The sequence below is a fragment of the Pseudomonas tensinigenes genome (assembly GCF_014268445.2).
Lineage (GTDB): Bacteria > Pseudomonadota > Gammaproteobacteria > Pseudomonadales > Pseudomonadaceae > Aquipseudomonas > Aquipseudomonas tensinigenes.
In genome coordinates this window covers 1,248,999-1,267,889 of sequence record NZ_CP077089.1, presented here as the reverse complement: position 1 = coordinate 1,267,889, position 18,891 = coordinate 1,248,999, and the positions used below count along the sequence as shown (strand labels likewise).

Below are 18,891 nucleotides of genomic sequence, written 5' to 3'. Positions count from 1 at the left end.
AGATGCTGTTTCAGGGGTGCGCCAACAGTTCGGTCAGTTCACTGACCTGAGCGATTTCGCGCATGTCTTCGGGCATCGCGCGGATGCTGACAGCCTTTCCGGCCGCATTCGCATCGCGCATGAAGCACAGCAGCAACGACAAGCCGACGCTGCTGGACTTCTTCACCGCCGAGCAGTCGATCACCAGCGAAGCAGCCTTGCTGGACTTGATCAGCGTCTGGCCTTGCTTGCGCAGGTCGGCGCCGGTGCGATAGTCCAGCACTCCGCTGAGCAGAAGCTCGTCGACATCACTCATACGAACTGCGGCCTCACTCATTGTGCTGGATTCTTTTCGGTGGCTTCCTTGGCCTTGGCCACTTCACCGGCCCAACCATTGATGGTCTTGTCCAGATCGTTGCCATTGCGCTGCATCGCGTCAGCGAACTGATCGCGGAACAGTTTGCCGATGTTGATGCCGTTGATGATCACGTTGCGCAGTTTCCACTCGCCGTTGATCTTCTCCAGCGTGTATTGCACAGGATAGATTGCGCCGCTGCTTCCCTTGACGGTCATGTTGACGCTGGTGCGATCGCCCGATTCGTCCTTGGCAGGGTCAACGGTAATGCCCTGGTTGTTGTACTCGAGCAAGGCGTTGCCGTAGAACTGGAACAAACCTTTCTTGAAGTTTTCCTGGAAGGTCTGCATCTGCGCTGGCGTGGCCTTGCGCGAGTACTTGACCGTCATGATGCTCTTGGAAATGCCTTCGGCATCCACCACCGGCCCGACGATGTTGTTGAGCGCTGTGTAGAAGTCGGTCGGGTCCTGCTTGTATTTCTCTTTGTTGGCAGCCAGATCGGCCAGCAACCGGCTGGTCGTGTCCTGCACCAGATCATGTGCCGAAGTTGCAGCAGCCACGGCGTTACCCATCAACGGCAGAGCCGCCAGTAACACCAACAGGCTACGTCGCAAGATAGAGATCATTCAAAAGCTCCTCATTTGGCGTCTTTGCTAACGGTATTGAGCAGGAATTTACCGATAAGGTCTTCCAGTACCAGTGACGACTGCGTGTCGTGAATGGTTCCACCATCCTTCAGCGGCTTGTCTTCCCCGCCTACGCTGATACCAATGTACTTCTCGCCCAGCAGACCAGCGGTCAGGATAGACGCTGTGGAGTCGGTCGGCAGGTTGTCGACCTTTTTATCCACTTGCAGGGTTACCCGACCGGTGAAGCTGTCGCGATCCAGATCGATTGCCGTGACCTTGCCGATAGTCACACCGGCCATGGTCACTTTGGCTCTGACCGTCAAACCGGCGATATTGTCGAAGTAGGCATACAGTTTATAGGTGTCGGTGGTCGACGTCGGAGACAGACCACTGACCCGCAAAGCAAGCAGCAACAAAGCCAGGATCCCTGCCAGCAGGAACAGGCCGACACCGATTTCCAGGGTGCGGTTTTGCATCAGAAATCTCCAAACATCAAAGCGGTCAGAATAAAGTCCAGGCCGAGCACTGCCAGCGAGGCAAACACTACAGTCTTGGTGGTGGCGCGACTGATGCCCTCGGAAGTGGGCTCACAGTCATAGCCTTGGAATACGGCGATCCAGGTCACTACAAAGGCGAAAACGATGCTTTTGATCACGCCATTGAGCACGTCACTGGTGAAGTTCACGCTGTTCTGCATGTTCGCCCAATAAGAGCCTTCATACACACCCAGCCAGTCGACGGCCACCCAAGAACCACCCCAGATGCCCACGACGCTGAAAATCATTGCCAGTACCGGCAGGGAAATGAAGCCGGCCCACAGGCGCGGGGCAATGATGTACTTGAGCGGATCGACGCCGATCATTTCCAGACTGGAAAGCTGTTCGGTCGACTTCATGTTGCCGATCTCTGCGGTCAGCGCCGACCCGGCACGACCGGCAAACAACAGTGCCGTCACCACCGGACCCAGCTCACGCAGCAAGGTCAGCGCAACCATCTGCCCCACCGCCTGCTCCGAACCGTAGCTCGACAGAATGCTGAAGCCCTGCAGCGCCAGCACCATGCCGATGAAAATCCCGGAAACGACGATGATCACCAGCGACATCACGCCGACCGAATGCAGTTGTTTGACCAACAGGCCGAAACCGCCGCTGATCCCGCCACGCCCCAGCAAGGCATGAAACAGGAACAGCGTCGCCCGACCGAACACCGCGACGGCGTCGATCGCCGCCTCGCCGAACCGGCGCACGCGTTCTATTAATGAAATTCTGCGCATCAGCGCTTCCCCAGAAGATCTGCGCGGTAATCCGTCGCTGGAAAATGGTACGGCACCGGGCCATCGGGATCACCGGTCATGAACTGACGGATACGCGGCTCGTCCGAGTTCATCAACTCGTCCGGCGTACCCTGCCCCAGTACCTGACCATCACCGACGACATAGATGTAGTCGGCGATGCTCGCGGTTTCCGCCAGATCGTGGGACACCACGATACTGGTGATCCCCAGCGCATCGTTGAGCAGGCGAATCAGACGGACCAGCACGCCCATGGCGATCGGGTCCTGCCCGACGAACGGTTCGTCGTACATGAGGATCTGCGGATCGAGCGCAATCGCCCGCGCCAGTGCGACGCGGCGCTTCATGCCACCGGACAGCTCATCCGGCATCAACTCGATGGCACCGCGCAGACCGACCGCCTGCAATTTGAGCAGGACGATGTCGCGGATCATTTCTTCCGGCAAATCGGTATGAACACGCAGGGGGAAAGCCACGTTCTCGAACACATCGAGATCGGTGAACAGCGCGCCGCTTTGAAACAGCACACCCATGTGCTTTCGCGCATCGAACAGATCGCTGCGCGAAAGCGCAGGCAGGTTCTGGCCGTTGACCCAGACTTCGCCGCTGGCAGGACGCAATTGTGCGCCCATCAATCGCAGCAGCGTGGTCTTGCCACACCCGGAAGGCCCCATGATGCCGGTGACCTTGCCGCGCGGTATGCGAATATCGACGTTATTGAAAATGCTGCGCGCACCGCGCTTGAAGGAGACTCCCTTCAGCTCGACCGCGTAGGCGTTATCGGCACTCATCTAAACTCCTTGCGATGCAGCCTCTCACTCGGACACCTGTCTTTACTTAAAAAGTACGTACATCCCGGGCAGGCCGAACTGGCGGCGAACTATATCACTGCAAAGGCTACGCGCCCAAGGCTTGTACCAGCCTGAGTTCGGCGATATGACAGGTGCGCAGGCTCTTTTACCGGGTTTTGGTAACGAGTAATGACAAAGCACGACGAACTTGCGTGAGGCTTTGCCACATAACCGCTATAATCGCCGCCTTTTCATCGGGCTATACGATTTCTGACATGAGCCAATCCAGCGACCTGATTCAATCGGCACAACGCACCATCCAACTCGAAGTGGAAGCCGTACAAGGCTTGTTGCCCCATATCGACGCCGATTTCGTACGCGCTTGCGAGATGATTCTGGCCAGCAAGGGCCGTGTAGTTGTGGTCGGCATGGGCAAATCCGGGCACATCGGCAACAAGATTGCCGCGACCCTGGCCAGCACCGGCACCCCGGCTTTTTTCGTGCACCCGGCCGAGGCCAGCCATGGCGACATGGGCATGATCACTCGTGATGACGTGATTCTGGCCCTGTCGAATTCCGGCTCGACCAACGAAATCGTCACCCTGCTGCCGCTGATCAAACGTCTGGGCATCCAGTTGATCAGCCTCACCGGCAACCCGCTATCGCCGCTGGCCAAGGCGGCCGAGGTCAATCTCAACGTTCACGTCGAGCACGAAGCCTGTCCGCTGAACCTGGCGCCGACCTCCTCGACCACCGCAGCTTTGGTCATGGGTGATGCGCTGGCCGTCGCGTTGCTGGAAGCGCGCGGTTTCACTGCCGAAGACTTCGCCTTTTCTCATCCGGGTGGCGCCCTTGGCCGTCGCCTGCTGTTGAAAGTGGAGAACGTCATGCACGCCGGGCAGGAGTTGCCGCAAGTACAACGCGGTACGCTGCTCAAGGACGCGCTGATGGAAATGACCCGCAAGGGTCTGGGCATGACCGTCATCCTTGAAGCCGATGGCAAACTCGCCGGGATCTTCACCGACGGCGATTTGCGCCGCACCCTGGATCGCAGCATCGACATTCGCAGCGCCACCATCGACCAGGTAATGACGGCCCACGGCAAGACTGCCCGGCCCGAAATGCTCGCCGCCGAAGCCCTGAAAATCATGGAAGACCACCGAATCAACGCACTGGTCGTTGTGGATGAAGATGATCGCCCGGTCGGTGCCTTCAACCTCTCCGATCTGCTGCGCGCAGGAGTGATGTAATGAGCAACGATCTGCTGCAACGCGGCAAAGCGATCAAACTGGCGGTTTTCGACGTCGACGGCGTTCTCACCGACGGTCGCCTGTACTTCCTTGAAGACGGTAGCGAATTCAAGACCTTCAACACCCTCGACGGTCAGGGCATCAAGATGCTGATGAACGCCGGCGTGCAGACCGCCATCATCAGTGGTCGCAAGACTCCAGTGGTCGAACGCCGGGCGAAAAACCTCGGCATCCCCCACCTGTTTCAGGGACGCGAAGACAAATTGGTCGTTCTCGACGGCCTGCTTGAGCAACTGGGCCTAAGCTATGAACAGGTCGCCTATCTCGGTGACGACCTGCCCGACCTGCCAGTGATCCGCCGGGTCGGTCTGGGCATGGCCGTAGCCAACGCTGCTGATTTTGTCCGTGAACACGCCCATGGCGTTACCCGGGCTCGCGGGGGCGAAGGTGCTGCCCGCGAATTCTGTGAATTGATCCTGCGCGCCCAGGGCCGCCTCGATGCGGCCAACGCCGCGTACCTGTGAGCCAAACCATGTTCAGCAAAAAATTTCGTAACTTCCTGCTGTTCGGCTGCATCGCTGCGATTTTCGCAGCGGTCGGCTACTGGAATATCAGCCCGGAACGCTTTCTCGACAAACCACCGGTCACCTCGGTGGAAACGCCTATCGACTGGTATGCAACCAACACCCATACCCTGCAATACCTGCCGGATGGCAAGGTGCAGTATGAAATGACGTCCGAGAAAGCCGAGCACGTGAAGGCAACTGACGTCACGCTCGTGACCAAACCCGACCTGAACATGTATCGCGGAACGGAATTTCCGTGGCACGTGACCAGTGAGCGCGGTGAAGTGAACTCAGGCGGCACCGAAGTCGAACTGATCGATTCGGTACGCGTTGCGCGCACCGATGAAAAGAAGCGTGACATCCTGATCACTTCCACTCGCATGACCGTGTTCCCGCAGCAGGAATATGCGCAGACCGAGCAACCCGTTAGAATCGACGGCGCTGGCGGTGTATCGACTGGCGTTGGAATGAAAGCGTACCTGAAGGAAAGCAGGATACACCTGCTATCGAACGTAAGAGGACAGTATGAGGCTCGTTAAAACCCTCCCTATTTTGCTCAGTCTGGGCGCAGCACTGGGAAGCGTGAGCGCCTGGGCTCTGCCGAACGATCAGCAGCAACCTATCCGCATTCAGGCCGACGACGCCCAACTGGATGACAAGAACGGCATCGCTACCTATAAAGGTGATGTGATCATCACCCAGGGCTCGATGATCGTTAAAGGCAACACCGTCACCATGACTCGCGCGCCGAATGGCGATATCGACGTAGTGACCTCCGTGGGCAATCTGGCTTACTTCGAGCAGTTGCAGACCCAGGGCGACGCCAAACCGGTTCAGGGCTACGGCGTGACGATTCAATACCACGCCCAGCAAAACCGCGTCGTGCTGATCGACAAGGCCAAGGTCGTCGACAAAGACGGCAACGTCACTCAGGGCGAGAAAATCGTCTATGACACCGTGAAGAAACTGGCCAGCGCCGGTCGCGCTACCGGAAGCAAGGTCACCGAGGCGCGTCCGCGCATCGACATGGTGATCCAGCCGAAGAAGAAAACCGACGAGAAAACCCAGTAATGGCAACTCTGAAAGCTCAGCACCTGGCCAAGGCCTATAAAAGCCGCCAGGTCGTGCGTGATGTCAGCCTGTCGATCGACAGCGGCCAGATCGTTGGTCTGCTCGGCCCGAACGGTGCCGGCAAGACCACGTGTTTCTACATGATCGTCGGCCTGGTGCAGGCCGATCAGGGCCGCGTACTGATCGATGATCTGGACGTCAGCCACCAGCCGATGCACGGCCGTGCAAAGGCTGGCATCGGCTATCTGCCGCAAGAAGCGTCGATCTTCCGCAAACTGTCGGTGGCTGACAACATCATGGCCATCCTCGAGACCCGTCAGGAACTCGACAAGGCCGGTCGCCGCAAAGAGCTGGAAAGCCTGCTGCAGGAATTCCACATCAGCCACATCCGCGACAACCTCGGCATGAGCCTGTCCGGTGGTGAACGCCGCCGGGTGGAAATCGCTCGCGCGCTGGCAACGGCACCGAAATTCATCCTGCTCGACGAACCGTTTGCCGGTGTCGACCCGATTTCGGTCGGCGACATCAAGCAGATCATCCACCACCTCAAGGCCAAGGGCATCGGTGTATTGATCACCGACCACAACGTCCGTGAGACGCTGGACATCTGCGAAACCGCTTACATCGTCAACGATGGCCAACTCATTGCTGAAGGCGATGCAGAAACCATCCTGGCCAACGATCTGGTCAAGGAAGTGTATCTGGGTCACGAGTTCCGCTTGTAAGCGTAACAGTGCCCGGTGCGCCGCCCGGGCGCTGTATCGATTCAAGCAGGAATTAATACGCTTTAATTGTTACAGCGCTCTAGGCAAACACTTCAGTTTCAGGCATATAATTTGCTTAAGTTTGGCGCCCCGGCGCCCTGTAGTGGATGGCGCATAGCGCCGGCGAATAAGGTGTTAAGCCCCTGCCATGAAACCATCGCTAGTCTTGAGAATGGGCCAGCAGCTGACGATGACACCGCAGCTGCAACAGGCCATCCGCCTGCTCCAATTGTCGACCCTGGATCTGCAACAGGAAATCCAGGAGGCTCTGGAATCCAATCCGATGCTCGAACGCCAGGAAGAAGGCGACGACTTCGACAATTCCGACCCCATGGCCGACAACGCCGAACAGAAACCCACCGAAATCCAGGAACCCTCCTATCAGGAAACCGCCCCGACGGTGGACAACCTCGAGGACGGCGAATGGAACGAGCGCATTCCCAACGAGCTTCCGGTCGACACCGCCTGGGAAGACGTTTACCAGACCAGCGCCAGCAGCCTGCCCAGCAGCGATGATGACGAGTGGGACTTCACCACCCGCACCTCCGCTGGCGAGAGCCTGCAAAGCCACCTGCTGTGGCAACTGAACCTCGCGCCGATGTCCGACACCGATCGCCTGATCGCCGTGACCCTGATCGACTGCATCAACAATCAGGGCTACCTGGACGAAACCCTCGAAGAGATCCTTGAGGCGTTCGATCCGGAACTGGACATCGAACTGGACGAAATCGAAGCCGTCCTGCACCGCATCCAGCAGTTTGAACCGGCCGGCATCGGCGCCCGCAATCTTGGCGAGTGCCTGCTGCTGCAATTGCGCCAGCTGCCAGCCAAGACGCCTTGGCTGACTGAAGCGAAGCGCCTGGTCAGCGATTACATCGACCTGCTCGGCGGCCGCGACTACAGCCAGTTGATGCGGCGCATGAAGCTCAAGGAAGACGAGTTGCGCCAGGTCATCGAGCTGGTGCAAAGCCTCAATCCGCGTCCGGGCTCACAGATCGAGTCCACTGAAGCCGAATACGTAGTCCCTGATGTCATCGTGCGCAAGGACAACGAGCGCTGGCTGGTCGAGCTGAATCAGGAATCGGTACCACGCCTGCGCGTCAACGCCCAGTACGCCGGTTTTGTCCGTCGCGCCGACACCAGCGCCGACAATACGTTCATGCGCAATCAGTTGCAGGAAGCTCGCTGGTTCATCAAGAGCCTGCAGAGCCGCAACGAAACCCTGATGAAAGTTGCTACCCAGATCGTCGAACATCAGCGCGGTTTTCTGGAGTACGGCGACGAAGCCATGAAGCCGCTGGTGCTGCATGACATCGCCGAAGCCGTGGGCATGCACGAATCGACGATTTCGCGGGTGACCACGCAGAAATTCATGCATACCCCGCGCGGTATTTATGAACTGAAATACTTTTTCTCCAGCCACGTCAGCACCTCTGAAGGCGGCGAATGCTCGTCCACGGCGATTCGCGCGATCATCAAAAAACTGGTTGCCGCGGAAAATCAGAAAAAGCCGTTGAGTGACAGCAAGATCGCTGGTTTACTGGAGGCACAAGGCATTCAGGTGGCTCGCCGCACCGTCGCCAAGTACCGCGAATCCCTCGGGATCGCGCCTTCGAGCGAACGCAAGCGGTTGATGTAAGCCACGTTACAGCGTTCCAGTGGCAGGCTATCCAGCCTGCCGCTTTATGCACTGGCAACGAAGGAGAAGCTGTATGCAAGTCAACATCAGTGGACACCAACTGGAAGTGACCGAACCTCTGCGCACCTACATCAACGAAAAACTCGACCGATTAGAGCGCCATTTCGACAAGATCACCAACGTGCAAGTCACGATGTGCGTCGAAAAGCTGAAGCAGAAAATCGAAGCCACCTTGCATATTCCCGGCGGAGAAGTGGTTGCCAATGCCGAGCATGACGACATGTATGCCGCCATTGACCTGCTGACCGACAAGCTGGATCGCCAACTCAAAAAGCATAAGGAAAAGACCCAAAGCCTCCTCCAGGGCGCGACAGGTCGATAACCCCCCATTCCATGATCCGACTTGAAAGTATCCTGACCCCCGGCCGTTCCCTCGTGAACGTGCCGGGTGGCAGTAAAAAGAAAGCCCTCGAACAAATTGCCAACCTGATCGCCCGCGAAGTGCCGGATCTGGCCATGCAGGATGTCTTCGAGGCGTTGATTGCCCGTGAAAAACTCGGTTCCACCGGTTTTGGTAACGGCATCGCCATCCCCCATTGCCGCCTCAAGGGTTGCCAAGCGCCGATCAGCGCGCTGATGCACCTTGACGCTCCGATCGATTTCGACGCCATTGACGGCGCTCCGGTTGACCTGCTGTTTGTTTTGCTGGTCCCGGAAGCCGCCACCGATGCGCATCTGGAGTTGCTACGTCAGATCGCCAGCATGCTGGATCGTAAGGAAGTGCGCGAAAAGCTGCGTAGCGCACCGAGTAGCGAAGCCTTGTATCAGGTCGTCCTGAGCGAGCAGAACGGGCATTAATCATGCGTTTGATCATCGTCAGCGGCCGTTCCGGCTCGGGTAAAAGTACGGCTCTGGATGTCCTTGAGGACAACGGCTATTACTGCATCGACAACCTGCCCGCAGGCTTGCTGCCGGAACTGGCCGAACGCGCGCTGATTCACACTGAGCTGGCGCAACCGCTGGTGGCCGTGTCGATCGATGCGCGTAACTTGCCGAGCCATCTGACGCGCTTTCCCGAGTTGCTTGAAGATGTCCGGGCCAAGCACATCCAGTGCGATGTCCTGTATCTGGACGCCGACGAAGAAACCCTGCTCAAGCGTTTCTCCGAAACCCGCCGTCGCCATCCACTGAGCAACGCCAATCGCTCGCTGGCCGAAGCGATCCAGGATGAAACCGCCCTGCTCGGCCCGATCGCCGACCTCGCCGACCTGAAAATCAACACCACCAACCTCAACCTGTACCAGCTGCGCGACTCCATCAAGCTGCGCCTGCTGAATCAGCCGGAGCCGGGCACCGCGTTTCTGGTCGAGTCCTTCGGCTTCAAGCGCGGCATGCCGGTGGATGCAGATCTGGTGTTCGATGTGCGCTGCCTGCCCAATCCGTACTGGAAGCCGGAACTGCGCGCGCAATCGGGTCTCGATGCGCCGGTGGCTGAATACCTGGCGGCACAGCCGGAGGTCGAAGAAATGTTTCAGGACATCTTCACCTACCTGCACAAATGGCTGCCGCGTTTCGCCGCGAGCAACCGTGCCTACGTCACCATTGCCATTGGCTGCACCGGCGGGCATCACCGCTCCGTCTACCTGACCGAACGTCTGGGTCAGGCCCTGCAGAAAACCCTGAAGAACGTCCAGGTTCGCCACCGCGACCTCACTTAAAGGATTCACACCGCGATGCCTGCTCTGGAAATCGAAATCATCAACAAGCTGGGCCTGCATGCCCGCGCATCGGCCAAGTTTGTCGGGGTGGCCGGGCAGTATCCGGATTGCACGATCAGAGTGGGTCGTACACCAGAGACCACGGTTGACGGTAAAAGCATCATGGCGATGATGATGCTGGCGGCAGGCAAGGGCACCAAGATCTATCTGAGTACTGAAGGGCATCAGGAACAGGAAGCGCTGGATGCGCTGGTGGCGTTGATCAACAACTACTTCGACGAAGGCGGCTGACAGCCAAAGTCAAAAGATCGCAGCCTGCGGCAGCTCCTACATTGGAATGCGTTCCCTATAGGCACTGCCGCAGGCTGCGATCTTTTGCACGACTTCAACCCAACGCCGTATCCATCACCATCATCAGACAAAACCCGATCAACAGGCCAAGACTGGCCAGTTTGTCGTGACCATTGCGTCGCGACTCGGGAATCACTTCGTGGGTCACCACCAGCAACATGGCCCCCGCCGCGAGCGCTAGTCCTAGTGGCAACAACACCTGTGCCAGACTGACCAGCCACGCGCACAACAGCGCAAACACCGGCTCGACCAGACCTGACGCCGCGCCGATCAGAAACGCCTTGACCCGCGACATCCCCGCCCCGGCCAACACCAGCGCAATCACCAGGCCCTCCGGCACATCCTGCAAAGCGATGCCCATGGCCAGACTGTCCGCATCCGGCATGCTACCGCCAGCAGAAACGCCGACGGCCATGCCTTCAGGGATGTTATGGGCAATGATGGCGAACACGAACAGCCAGATCCGCGGCGGTATCACCGGATGCTCGACGGTGCCGACGAGCATTTCCGGGGACGCACCCGACACCTTGCGATCAACCAGATACAGGCCAAACGCCCCGAGCATGATGCCGAAACAGATCAGGCCACTGGCGCCCCACGGCGTCAGGCCGAGACTTTCGGCAGCAGCAATGCCCGGCACGATCAACGAAAATGCCGTCGCCGCCAGCATCACCCCGGCGCCAAAACCCAGCAAGGTATCACTGAGTGCCTGCGGCATGCGCCGAATCACCAGCACCGGGACAGCGCCAAGCGCCGTGCCGAGGGCGCAGATCGCGCCGCCCTGCAACGCCCGCGACAGCCTCGGCTCGAGATTCAGCCATTCCAGCCCGTGGGCGACCAGCAAGGTCATGCCCGCCAACAGCAACAGCGATCCCACTGCGTAACGAAACATACGCCCACTTCCGATCGCCAGTGTTTCAGTGCCCATAGTCAGCCTTGGATTGTTTTTATAGAAGACTTAAACCAGTGCGGCCTGATAGCGCGCAGCCACTTCAGGCCAATTGATCACGTTGTAGAACGCATTGATGTATTCCGGACGACGGTTCTGATAACGCAGGTAATAGGCGTGCTCCCAGACGTCGAGACCGAGAATCGGCGTGTTGCCATTCATCAACGGGCTGTCCTGATTGCCGCTGCTTTCCACGATCAGCTTTTTCTCCGGGGTCACGCTGAGCCAGGCCCAGCCGCTGCCGAAACGGGTCAGTGCGGCTTTGGTGAAGGATTCCTTGAAGCTGTCGAGGCCGCCCAGATGTTCATCGATGGCCTTGGCCAGCGCGCCATCCGGCTTGCCGCCACCGTTGGGCACCATGACTTCCCAGAACAGCGAATGGTTGGCGTGACCGCCGCCCTGATTGATCACCGCTGCACGGAGTTTTTCCGGCAGTTGCTGGACGCTGGCGACGAGTTTTTCCACTGGCCATTCGGCGTATTCAGTGCCTTCAACGGCGGCGTTGAGGTTGTTGATGTAGGTCTGGTGATGCTTGGTGTAGTGAATTTCCATGGTCTGCGCATCGATATGCGGCTCGAGGGCGTCGTAGGCGTAAGGCAAGGCAGGCAAGGTAAAAGCCATTTCAATGGACTCCATGGTGATGTGGGGCAGGCGCGCGGCGCGCATTGCCGGTATCCGGGTGCAGCAGGCGCTGGGTACGCGGGTATTCGCCGTGTTCGCTGATGAAATTCAGCAGCTCGACGTAGGTCTTGCTGCTCTGGCGCAGCGCCGCTTCACGCAATGCCAGGCGCAGGCGTTCGTCCTGCATGGTCTGCAACAGCCGTTGGTGGATGGCGCAGAGATACTCGGCGCTCTCCTCAGGCTGATTCAGGCGCAGGTGCAAGTCCGCCAGGTTGTGATGGGAGATGACGCAGGCCGCCACCGCTTCGTCGGCATCTGCCCAGCGTTCGAACAACACTTGCGCCAGGGCCAGGGCCTGCAGGTAAGCCTCACGGGCGTCGATCAATTCGCCGAGCATGAAGCAGCGATTGGCCCGTTCGATCGTGCGTTTCCAGTGCTCCATGGTGAGCCTCCAAAGCGGTTACAGGTTTTACACGCCGCCGGCGGTGAGTTTCTCGGGATTGAGCAACTCTTCCAGTTGGCTGCGCGACAGGTCGGTATGTTCGAGGGCGACGTCGATCACCGCGCGGCCTTCCTTGTAGGCCTGCTTGGCGATTTCGGCGGCTTTCTGGTAACCGATGATCGGGTTGAGCGCAGTGACCAGAATCGGATTGCGCGACAACGCTTCCTTCAGGCGCGATTCGTTGACCTTGAAGGTGGCAATGGCTTTGTCGCCGAGCAGGCGGCTGGAATTGGCCAGCAGTTCGATACTGCTCAACAGGTTCTGCGCAATGATCGGCAGCATCACGTTCAATTCGAAGTTGCCCGACTGGCCGGCGATGGTGATCACCGAATCGTTGCCGATCACTTGCGCAGCGACCATGGCGGTGGCTTCGGGGATCACCGGATTGACCTTGCCCGGCATGATCGACGAACCCGGCTGCAAAGCTTCGAGTTCGATTTCGCCGAGGCCGGCGAGCGGGCCGGAGTTCATCCAGCGCAGGTCGTTGGCGATTTTCATCAGCGATACCGCGATGGCCTTGAGCTGGCCGGAGACGGCGACGGCGGTGTCTTGCGAGCCGATCAGCGCAAACAGATCCTTGCCCGGGGTGAATTGCACGTCGGTCAACTGGCTCAACTGACGACTGAAACGTGCGGCGAACTCAGGATGCGCGTTGATCCCGGTGCCGACCGCCGTGCCGCCCTGCGCCAGCGATTGCAGGCTCGGCAGCAAATCCTGCAAATGCGCGATGTTGGCTTTGAGCTGCTGCGCCCAGCCATTGAGTACCTGGCTCATGCGCACCGGCATCGCGTCCATCAAATGTGTGCGGCCGGTTTTGACGTGATGATGCACCTGCCCGGCTTTCTGCTCGATCACTTGCACCAGGTGCAGCAGTGCCGGCAGCAGTTGTTCGTGCAGGGCCAGCGCAGCGCTGACGTGGATGGTGGTCGGGATAATGTCGTTGCTGCTTTGGCCGCAGTTGACGTGATCGTTGGCGTTGACCGGCTCGTCGAGCAAACGGCTGGCCAGGGTGGCAATCACTTCATTGGCGTTCATGTTGGAACTGGTGCCGGAGCCGGTCTGGAAGATATCCACCGGGAAATGCTGCATGAAATCGCCTTCGAGCAAACCTTGCGCGGCGTCGCTGATGGCTTTGCCCTGAGCGGCAGTGATCTGGTTGAGTTCGACGTTGGCGCGGGCTGCGGCGGCTTTGGCGAGGATCAGCGCGCGGATGAATTGCGTCGGCATCGGTTTGCCGCTGATCGGGAAGTTATCCACTGCGCGCTGGGTCTGCGCGCCGTAGAGCGCGTCCACCGGCACCTGCAGTTCGCCCATGCTGTCGCGCTCAATACGTGTCTTGGTCATCGGTAAATCCTTGGACTAATTCAATGAGAGGAATCGAGGGAAGCAACTCGCAAGTGGCGAGCTGCCAGGTGTAGCGCTGCCAGCGGTTGAGCCGGCATTTGCACAGGGACAGGCGCTCCATTTCACGCAGCGGGCGCCAGGCTTGATCGAGACAGAGGCTGCGCCAGTGCCACGGCAAGGCGATGTCGGTGGCCGTGTCGAGCAGCAAACGGAAGGAAGTTTCAGCGATGGTCCAGGGAGAAGTTGCCGTACAACAGGCCAGATACCGGCCTTCGGCCAGATAGTGTTCGATCAGGCGCGGCTCGTCGGGATCCATCGCGCAACGGATCTGGCGACTCATCCAGCGCCAGCTTTCGAGGTACGGCTGCTCGTGCAAGGCAGAACTCATGATCCGGGGCTCATCCGATAATGAGATTTATTATTAGATGATAATGAGAACCAAAACAAGAGTGCCAAGCACTGCAGATTTCAGGTGGGAGCGAGCCTGCTCGCGAAGGCGTCGTGTCAGTCACCTTGGCGGTCGGCAGTAAAATCGCTTTCGCGAGCAGGCTCGCTCCCACATTGGTTTTGTGTGGAGCCAATAAAAAAGGCGCGCCACCCGATGAGGTGGCGCGCCTTTTGTGTATGACGGCTGGGGTTTAGCTGCCCGCGACGGTCATCCGTTCGATCAACACCGAACCTGTGCGAATGTTGCTACGCAGTTCCAGGTCATTACCCACGGCAACGATCTGCTTGAACATGTCGCGCATGTTGCCGGCAATGGTCACTTCCTGCACCGCGAACTGGATTTCGCCGTTCTCGACCCAGAAACCTGCCGCCCCGCGTGAATAGTCGCCGGTGACCATGTTCAAGCCATGGCCCATCAATTCGGTGACCAACAAGCCACGGCCCATGCGCTTCAACAGTGCGGCCTGATCCTCATCGCCATGAGTGACGAACAGGTTGTGCACGCCACCCGCGTTAGCGGTGCTCGGCATGCCTAGTTTGCGTCCGGAGTAAGTGCCGAGAATGTACGAGACCAATTCGCCCTTTTCGACGAACGGTTTGGCGTACGTCGCCAGGCCGTCACCGTCATACGAAGCACTGCCCATTGCGCGCATCAGGTGCGGACGCTCATCGATGGTCAGCCATTCCGGGAACAATTTTTGCCCCAGAGTGCCTTCAAGGAACGACGATTTGCGATACAGACTGCCGCCGGACACTGCGGAAAGAAAACTGCCGAACAGGCCACCGGCCAGTTCGGCAGAAAACAGCACTGGCACTTCGCAGGTCGGCACCGGCCGCGCGCCCAGGCGACTCGCGGCTCGTTGCGCAGCACGCTTACCGATGCTGACCGGATCGGCGAGCAATTCGCCCTGGCGGCTCACGTCGTACCAGTAATCGCGCTGCATCTGGCCGTCGGCCTCGGCGATCATCACGCAACTCAAGCTGTGCCGGGTCGATGCATAGCCACCGATGAAACCGTGACTGTTGCCGTACACACGGCAGCCCTGATGAGTGCTGAGGGTGGTGCCGTCAGCGTTCTTGATCCGCGCATCGGCGTCGAATGCCGCTGCTTCACAGAGCAAGGCCTTCTCGATGGCCTGCTCCGGCGTGATGTCCCACTCGTGGAACAGATCGAAATCGTGCTGTTCCTTGGCCATCAACGCCGCATCGGCCAGGCCCGAGGCCTCGTCTTCGGAGGTGTGTTTGGCGATAGCCAGTGCCGCCGCGACGGTTTCGCGAATGGCGTCCGGTCCGGTGGCAGAGGTGCTGGCCGAGCCTTTGCGCTGACCTACATACAGCGTGATGCCAAAGCCCTGATCACGATTGAACTCGACCGTTTCGACTTCGCGCTGACGCACTGAAGTCGACAGTCCCTGCTCCAGCGACACGGCTACTTCGCAGGCGCTGGCGCCCTGACGCTTGGCTTCGGCGATGATCTGCTCGACCTGTTCCTGCAGTGCCGGCAATGCCTGCGGGCCGACGCTTTGAACTGCACTCATGCTCATCTCCACTCAAATTCTGCTTTCGGCTAGGGTCATCGAGCGACCGGGCCGGACAAGCGGCCCCCGACTGGTTATCATGGCGGCGTTTCTTTGCGGACTGCCACCATGGTTGATTCTTACGACGACTCCCTCGATACGGGAGAAAAAAGCAAATCTCAGGTCAAACGCGAGCTGCATGCTCTGGTTGACCTCGGCGAGCGCCTGACAACACTCAAGCCAGACTTGATCGCAAAACTGCCGCTGACCGACGCCATGCGCCGGGCTCTGGCCGATGCGCCCAAGCACACCGCGAACATCGCGCGTAAACGGCACTTGCAGTTCATCGGCAAACTGATGCGCGATCAGGACACTGACGCGATTCTGACCTTGCTCGATCAACTCGATGCCTCGACTCGTCAGTACAACGAGCGTTTCCACAATCTCGAACGCTGGCGTGATCGCCTGATCGCAGGCGACGATGCCGTGCTGGAAAAATTCGTCGTCGAGTACCCGGACGCCGATCGCCAGCAATTGCGTTCCCTGATCCGTCAGGCTCAGCACGAGGTTGCGCAAAACAAACCTCCTGCTTCCAGCCGCAAGATCTTCAAGTACATCCGTGAGCTGGACGAGACTCAACGCGGTCTGCGTTGATATTCGACCCTGTAGGAGCTGCCGCAGGCTGCGATCTTTTGATCTTAAGAGCAAAGATCGCAGCCTGCGGCAGCTCCTACACACGTTTATTTATGCGCCCGTGCCACCCACGGTGATCGCATCGATCTTCAACGTCGGCTGACCGACGCCTACCGGCACCGATTGCCCATCCTTGCCGCACGTGCCCACACCGCTGTCCAGCGCCAGATCGTTACCGACCATCGACACCCGGCTCATCGCCTCGGGGCCGTTGCCGATCAACGTCGCGCCTTTGACCGGCGCAGTGATCTTGCCGTCTTCGATCAGGTACGCCTCGCTGGTGGAGAACACGAACTTGCCGCTGGTGATATCGACCTGACCGCCGCCGAGGTTGGCGCAGTAGATGCCCTTCTTCACCGAAGCAATGATTTCCGCCGGATCGCTTTCGCCGCCGAGCATGTAGGTGTTGGTCATTCGCGGCATCGGCAGGTGTGCGTAGGATTCACGACGACCGTTACCGGTGCGGGCCACGCCCATCAACCGCGCGTTGAGCTTGTCTTGCATATAGCCCTTGAGTACGCCGTTTTCGATCAGCGTGGTGCACTCGGTCGGCGTGCCTTCGTCGTCGACACTCAGCGAACCGCGACGACCGCTCAAGGTGCCGTCATCGACGATGGTGCAGAGTTTCGACGCAACCATTTCACCCATACGACCGCTGTACGCCGAACTGCCCTTACGGTTGAAATCACCTTCCAGACCGTGGCCGACCGCTTCGTGCAACAGCACGCCAGACCAGCCCGAACCCAACACCACCGGCAGGGTACCGGCCGGTGCCGGAATCGCTTCCAGATTCACCAGCGCCTGACGCAGCGCTTCACGGGCATAGCCCATGGCGCGGTCTTCGGCGAGGAAATAACGGTAGTCGGTACGCCCGCCGCCGCCATGTCCGCCGCGCTCGCGACGGCCATTCTGCTCAACGATCACGCTGACGTTGAAGCGCACCAGTGGCCGCACATCCGCCGCCAGGCCGCCGTCGGTGGACGCCACCAGAATCCGCTCCCAGACCCCGGCCATGCTGACGCTGACCTGCTGGATACGCGGGTCGAGCGCGCGGGTGGCGACGTCGATGCGTTTGAGCAGCTCGACTTTCTCGGCCCGGCTCAATACTTCAAGCGGATTATCCGGCGCGTACAGTTGCGCGACGTCTTGAGTGGTGAACGCCTGCACCGTGCCGTTCTGCCCGGCCCGGGAGATCGAACGCGCGGCACGGGCCGCTGCGCCGAGCGCTTCGAGGGTGATCGCGTTGCTGTAGGCAAAACCGGTTTTCTCACCGGACTGCGCGCGCACGCCGACACCCTGGTCGAGGTTGAAGCTGCCTTCCTTGACGATGCCGTCTTCCAGCGCCCAGGACTCGGAAATCTGGCCCTGGAAATACAGGTCGGCCGCATCGATGCCAGGACCGGCCAGATCACCGAGCACGCCTTGCAGGCTCTCGATCGTCACGCCGCCGGGCGCCAACAGGTGATCACTGACTGAGGACAACAACTCGCTCATAGGTTTACGCCTTAAATTCGTGTTCTGAAGCAGGCCGCTGTGCGCCCTGCGAGAAAAACCGCCGATGACTCACCACCGGCATTCGCGCCCTGATGGACGCTTGTTCAATACTGTCGCGTTCGGCCAACAACACCGCTTCGCCTTGATCCTGACTCGCCAGCACACGGCCCCACGGGTCGATAATCGCCGCATGGCCGAAGGTTTCCCGCGGTCCCGGATGGGTTCCGCCTTGCGCTGCGGCCAGTACATAACACTGTGTCTCGATGGCCCGCGCACGGATCAAGACATCCCAGTGCGCTGCGCCTGTCACCGCAGTAAAGGCCGACGGTGCGGTAATCAACTCGGCACCGGCGGCACGCAATTCGCTGTACAACTCGGGAAAGCGCAAGTCATAACACACAGTCAGACCGAGCTTGCCCACCGGCGTGTCGGCAACCACGACGCCACTGCCATAAGCATAGTCATCGGATTCGCGATAACGGCCGCGATTGTCCGCCACATCGACATCGAACAGGTGCAACTTGTCATAGCGGGCAACGGTTTCGCCCTGATCATCGACCAGCAACGAGCAGGCATTGGCCTTGGCCGTCGGTTGATCAACCGGCGGCAACGGTAAAGTGCCAGCCACTATCCATAACTTGAGGTCGCGAGCGGTCTGTTTCAACCACGGCAGGATCGGTCCTTCGCCCAATGCTTCGGCACGGCCGATGTCAGCGACGTCGCGACGGCCCATGGCGGCGAAGTTTTCCGGCAGCACCGCGAGCTTCGCACCGCCGGCTGCAGCCTGTTCGAGCAGGCGTCGGGCCTGAGCCAGATTGGCCAGCACGTCGCTCTGGCTGACCATTTGAATCACCGCTAAAGACATGGCCACTCCTCGGGATCTGCACATAACCGTGTAGGAGCTGCCGCAGGCTGCGATC

At 59.4% G+C, this 18,891-nt stretch carries 24 protein-coding genes; 11 read left to right on the top strand and 13 right to left on the bottom strand.

The window, feature by feature from the left end; all coding sequences use genetic code 11:
* Nucleotides 1-10 precede the first annotated feature (10 nt).
* The 5 genes from HU718_RS05445 to HU718_RS05425 are packed head-to-tail and all read right to left on the bottom strand — an operon-like array spanning nucleotide 11 to nucleotide 3,045.
* The gene (locus HU718_RS05445) at nucleotides 11-316 is read right to left on the bottom strand and encodes an STAS domain-containing protein (RefSeq protein ID WP_150792348.1); all 306 of its coding nucleotides are present in this window, start codon (nucleotides 314-316) and stop codon (nucleotides 11-13) included.
* The gene (locus HU718_RS05440) at nucleotides 313-960 is read right to left on the bottom strand and encodes an MlaC/ttg2D family ABC transporter substrate-binding protein (protein ID WP_095119475.1); all 648 of its coding nucleotides are present in this window, start codon (nucleotides 958-960) and stop codon (nucleotides 313-315) included. The genes HU718_RS05445 and HU718_RS05440 overlap by 4 nt, the downstream gene beginning before the upstream one ends.
* Nucleotides 961-971: 11 nt before the next feature.
* Nucleotides 972-1,439: an outer membrane lipid asymmetry maintenance protein MlaD gene (gene mlaD / locus HU718_RS05435; RefSeq protein WP_007912400.1), complete on the bottom strand. Its 468-nt coding sequence runs from the start codon at nucleotides 1,437-1,439 to the stop codon at nucleotides 972-974.
* Nucleotides 1,439-2,236 (bottom strand): lipid asymmetry maintenance ABC transporter permease subunit MlaE, encoded by a 798-nt coding sequence (gene mlaE, locus HU718_RS05430; protein WP_003221704.1) that lies wholly within the window; start codon nucleotides 2,234-2,236, stop codon nucleotides 1,439-1,441. The genes mlaD and mlaE overlap by 1 nt, the downstream gene beginning before the upstream one ends.
* Nucleotides 2,236-3,045: an ATP-binding cassette domain-containing protein gene (locus HU718_RS05425; RefSeq protein WP_007912403.1), complete on the bottom strand. Its 810-nt coding sequence runs from the start codon at nucleotides 3,043-3,045 to the stop codon at nucleotides 2,236-2,238. Before HU718_RS05425 ends, mlaE begins: the two co-directional genes overlap by 1 nt.
* Nucleotides 3,046-3,320: 275 nt before the next feature.
* On the opposite strand from HU718_RS05425, the gene HU718_RS05420 reads away from it, so the two are divergent.
* The 10 genes from HU718_RS05420 (at nucleotide 3,321) to HU718_RS05375 (ending at nucleotide 10,344) form a co-directional block, all read left to right on the top strand.
* Nucleotides 3,321-4,295: a KpsF/GutQ family sugar-phosphate isomerase gene (locus HU718_RS05420; protein ID WP_110719041.1), complete on the top strand. Its 975-nt coding sequence runs from the start codon at nucleotides 3,321-3,323 to the stop codon at nucleotides 4,293-4,295.
* The gene (locus tag HU718_RS05415; RefSeq protein WP_095119477.1) at nucleotides 4,295-4,819 is read left to right on the top strand and encodes a KdsC family phosphatase; all 525 of its coding nucleotides are present in this window, start codon (nucleotides 4,295-4,297) and stop codon (nucleotides 4,817-4,819) included. Before HU718_RS05420 ends, HU718_RS05415 begins: the two co-directional genes overlap by 1 nt.
* An 8-nt stretch (nucleotides 4,820-4,827) precedes the next feature.
* Nucleotides 4,828-5,400 (top strand): LPS export ABC transporter periplasmic protein LptC, encoded by a 573-nt coding sequence (lptC, locus tag HU718_RS05410; protein WP_038357537.1) that lies wholly within the window; start codon nucleotides 4,828-4,830, stop codon nucleotides 5,398-5,400.
* Nucleotides 5,387-5,932, top strand: a complete 546-nt coding sequence (gene lptA, locus HU718_RS05405; RefSeq protein ID WP_095119478.1) for a lipopolysaccharide transport periplasmic protein LptA — start codon at nucleotides 5,387-5,389, stop codon at nucleotides 5,930-5,932. The genes lptC and lptA overlap by 14 nt, the downstream gene beginning before the upstream one ends.
* Nucleotides 5,932-6,657 carry an LPS export ABC transporter ATP-binding protein gene (lptB, locus tag HU718_RS05400; RefSeq protein WP_008085069.1) on the top strand — a complete coding sequence of 242 codons (726 nt, stop codon included), beginning with the start codon at nucleotides 5,932-5,934 and terminating at the stop codon, nucleotides 6,655-6,657. The genes lptA and lptB overlap by 1 nt, the downstream gene beginning before the upstream one ends.
* 187 nt (nucleotides 6,658-6,844) lie before the next feature.
* Nucleotides 6,845-8,335 carry an RNA polymerase factor sigma-54 gene (locus HU718_RS05395; protein ID WP_102900685.1) on the top strand — a complete coding sequence of 497 codons (1,491 nt, stop codon included), beginning with the start codon at nucleotides 6,845-6,847 and terminating at the stop codon, nucleotides 8,333-8,335.
* A 73-nt stretch (nucleotides 8,336-8,408) separates the two neighbouring features.
* Nucleotides 8,409-8,717 carry a ribosome hibernation-promoting factor, HPF/YfiA family gene (gene hpf / locus HU718_RS05390; RefSeq protein ID WP_093435973.1) on the top strand — a complete coding sequence of 103 codons (309 nt, stop codon included), beginning with the start codon at nucleotides 8,409-8,411 and terminating at the stop codon, nucleotides 8,715-8,717.
* Between the two features lie 11 nt (nucleotides 8,718-8,728).
* Entirely contained in the window at nucleotides 8,729-9,193 is a 465-nt protein-coding gene (gene ptsN / locus HU718_RS05385; protein WP_077571129.1) for a PTS IIA-like nitrogen regulatory protein PtsN, read from the top strand.
* A gap of 2 nt (nucleotides 9,194-9,195) precedes the next feature.
* The gene (rapZ, locus tag HU718_RS05380; protein ID WP_038357533.1) at nucleotides 9,196-10,053 is read left to right on the top strand and encodes an RNase adapter RapZ; all 858 of its coding nucleotides are present in this window, start codon (nucleotides 9,196-9,198) and stop codon (nucleotides 10,051-10,053) included.
* A gap of 15 nt (nucleotides 10,054-10,068) precedes the next feature.
* Nucleotides 10,069-10,344 carry an HPr family phosphocarrier protein gene (locus HU718_RS05375; RefSeq protein ID WP_008085079.1) on the top strand — a complete coding sequence of 92 codons (276 nt, stop codon included), beginning with the start codon at nucleotides 10,069-10,071 and terminating at the stop codon, nucleotides 10,342-10,344.
* Nucleotides 10,345-10,438: 94 nt separating this feature from the next.
* Here the strand turns inward: HU718_RS05375 and HU718_RS05370 are convergent, their stop codons facing one another.
* The 6 genes from HU718_RS05370 to pmbA all read right to left on the bottom strand — a co-directional run bounded on the left by HU718_RS05370 (nucleotide 10,439) and on the right by pmbA (nucleotide 15,805).
* Nucleotides 10,439-11,332: a ZIP family metal transporter gene (locus tag HU718_RS05370; RefSeq protein WP_186616585.1), complete on the bottom strand. Its 894-nt coding sequence runs from the start codon at nucleotides 11,330-11,332 to the stop codon at nucleotides 10,439-10,441.
* Between the two features lie 30 nt (nucleotides 11,333-11,362).
* Nucleotides 11,363-11,974, bottom strand: a complete 612-nt coding sequence (locus tag HU718_RS05365) for a superoxide dismutase (RefSeq protein ID WP_110719039.1) — start codon at nucleotides 11,972-11,974, stop codon at nucleotides 11,363-11,365.
* 1 nt (nucleotide 11,975) lies between these two features.
* Nucleotides 11,976-12,416, bottom strand: a complete 441-nt coding sequence (locus HU718_RS05360) for a DUF2753 family protein (RefSeq protein ID WP_110719038.1) — start codon at nucleotides 12,414-12,416, stop codon at nucleotides 11,976-11,978.
* Between the two features lie 27 nt (nucleotides 12,417-12,443).
* On the bottom strand, nucleotides 12,444-13,820 hold the full coding sequence (locus tag HU718_RS05355; protein WP_186616584.1) for a class II fumarate hydratase: 1,377 nt from the start codon (nucleotides 13,818-13,820) through the stop codon (nucleotides 12,444-12,446).
* Nucleotides 13,801-14,208, bottom strand: a complete 408-nt coding sequence (locus HU718_RS05350; protein WP_095119482.1) for a FagA protein — start codon at nucleotides 14,206-14,208, stop codon at nucleotides 13,801-13,803. Before HU718_RS05350 ends, HU718_RS05355 begins: the two co-directional genes overlap by 20 nt.
* A 250-nt stretch (nucleotides 14,209-14,458) precedes the next feature.
* Nucleotides 14,459-15,805: a metalloprotease PmbA gene (gene pmbA / locus HU718_RS05345; RefSeq protein ID WP_102900689.1), complete on the bottom strand. Its 1,347-nt coding sequence runs from the start codon at nucleotides 15,803-15,805 to the stop codon at nucleotides 14,459-14,461.
* A gap of 108 nt (nucleotides 15,806-15,913) precedes the next feature.
* Between pmbA and yjgA the strand changes: the two genes are divergently transcribed.
* Nucleotides 15,914-16,438: a ribosome biogenesis factor YjgA gene (gene yjgA / locus HU718_RS05340; RefSeq protein ID WP_007915377.1), complete on the top strand. Its 525-nt coding sequence runs from the start codon at nucleotides 15,914-15,916 to the stop codon at nucleotides 16,436-16,438.
* A 90-nt stretch (nucleotides 16,439-16,528) separates the two neighbouring features.
* Here yjgA and tldD read toward each other — a convergent pair whose 3' ends face one another.
* Together tldD and HU718_RS05330 are read right to left on the bottom strand one after the other, a co-directional pair.
* A complete protein-coding gene (gene tldD, locus HU718_RS05335) occupies nucleotides 16,529-17,971 on the bottom strand; it encodes a metalloprotease TldD (protein WP_034154473.1) in 1,443 nt (480 codons plus the stop codon).
* 4 nt (nucleotides 17,972-17,975) lie between these two features.
* A complete protein-coding gene (locus HU718_RS05330) occupies nucleotides 17,976-18,836 on the bottom strand; it encodes a carbon-nitrogen hydrolase family protein (protein WP_095119484.1) in 861 nt (286 codons plus the stop codon).
* Between the last annotated feature and the right edge of the window lie 55 nt (nucleotides 18,837-18,891).

Excerpts from the sequence above, each read along its gene's own strand:
- HU718_RS05445 (WP_150792348.1), bottom strand. The coding sequence starts at position 316 with ATGAGTGAGGCCGCAGTTCGTATGAGTGATGTCGACGAGCTTCTGCTC.
- HU718_RS05440 (WP_095119475.1), bottom strand. The coding sequence starts at position 960 with ATGATCTCTATCTTGCGACGTAGCCTGTTGGTGTTACTGGCGGCTCTG.
- mlaD (WP_007912400.1), bottom strand. The coding sequence starts at position 1,439 with ATGCAAAACCGCACCCTGGAAATCGGTGTCGGCCTGTTCCTGCTGGCA.
- mlaE (WP_003221704.1), bottom strand. The coding sequence starts at position 2,236 with ATGCGCAGAATTTCATTAATAGAACGCGTGCGCCGGTTCGGCGAGGCG.
- HU718_RS05425 (WP_007912403.1), bottom strand. The coding sequence starts at position 3,045 with ATGAGTGCCGATAACGCCTACGCGGTCGAGCTGAAGGGAGTCTCCTTC.
- HU718_RS05420 (WP_110719041.1), top strand. The coding sequence starts at position 3,321 with ATGAGCCAATCCAGCGACCTGATTCAATCGGCACAACGCACCATCCAA.
- HU718_RS05415 (WP_095119477.1), top strand. The coding sequence starts at position 4,295 with ATGAGCAACGATCTGCTGCAACGCGGCAAAGCGATCAAACTGGCGGTT.
- lptC (WP_038357537.1), top strand. The coding sequence starts at position 4,828 with ATGTTCAGCAAAAAATTTCGTAACTTCCTGCTGTTCGGCTGCATCGCT.
- lptA (WP_095119478.1), top strand. The coding sequence starts at position 5,387 with ATGAGGCTCGTTAAAACCCTCCCTATTTTGCTCAGTCTGGGCGCAGCA.
- lptB (WP_008085069.1), top strand. The coding sequence starts at position 5,932 with ATGGCAACTCTGAAAGCTCAGCACCTGGCCAAGGCCTATAAAAGCCGC.
- HU718_RS05395 (WP_102900685.1), top strand. The coding sequence starts at position 6,845 with ATGAAACCATCGCTAGTCTTGAGAATGGGCCAGCAGCTGACGATGACA.
- hpf (WP_093435973.1), top strand. The coding sequence starts at position 8,409 with ATGCAAGTCAACATCAGTGGACACCAACTGGAAGTGACCGAACCTCTG.
- ptsN (WP_077571129.1), top strand. The coding sequence starts at position 8,729 with ATGATCCGACTTGAAAGTATCCTGACCCCCGGCCGTTCCCTCGTGAAC.
- rapZ (WP_038357533.1), top strand. The coding sequence starts at position 9,196 with ATGCGTTTGATCATCGTCAGCGGCCGTTCCGGCTCGGGTAAAAGTACG.
- HU718_RS05375 (WP_008085079.1), top strand. The coding sequence starts at position 10,069 with ATGCCTGCTCTGGAAATCGAAATCATCAACAAGCTGGGCCTGCATGCC.
- HU718_RS05370 (WP_186616585.1), bottom strand. The coding sequence starts at position 11,332 with ATGGGCACTGAAACACTGGCGATCGGAAGTGGGCGTATGTTTCGTTAC.
- HU718_RS05365 (WP_110719039.1), bottom strand. The coding sequence starts at position 11,974 with ATGGCTTTTACCTTGCCTGCCTTGCCTTACGCCTACGACGCCCTCGAG.
- HU718_RS05360 (WP_110719038.1), bottom strand. The coding sequence starts at position 12,416 with ATGGAGCACTGGAAACGCACGATCGAACGGGCCAATCGCTGCTTCATG.
- HU718_RS05355 (WP_186616584.1), bottom strand. The coding sequence starts at position 13,820 with ATGACCAAGACACGTATTGAGCGCGACAGCATGGGCGAACTGCAGGTG.
- HU718_RS05350 (WP_095119482.1), bottom strand. The coding sequence starts at position 14,208 with ATGAGTTCTGCCTTGCACGAGCAGCCGTACCTCGAAAGCTGGCGCTGG.
- pmbA (WP_102900689.1), bottom strand. The coding sequence starts at position 15,805 with ATGAGTGCAGTTCAAAGCGTCGGCCCGCAGGCATTGCCGGCACTGCAG.
- yjgA (WP_007915377.1), top strand. The coding sequence starts at position 15,914 with ATGGTTGATTCTTACGACGACTCCCTCGATACGGGAGAAAAAAGCAAA.
- tldD (WP_034154473.1), bottom strand. The coding sequence starts at position 17,971 with ATGAGCGAGTTGTTGTCCTCAGTCAGTGATCACCTGTTGGCGCCCGGC.
- HU718_RS05330 (WP_095119484.1), bottom strand. The coding sequence starts at position 18,836 with ATGTCTTTAGCGGTGATTCAAATGGTCAGCCAGAGCGACGTGCTGGCC.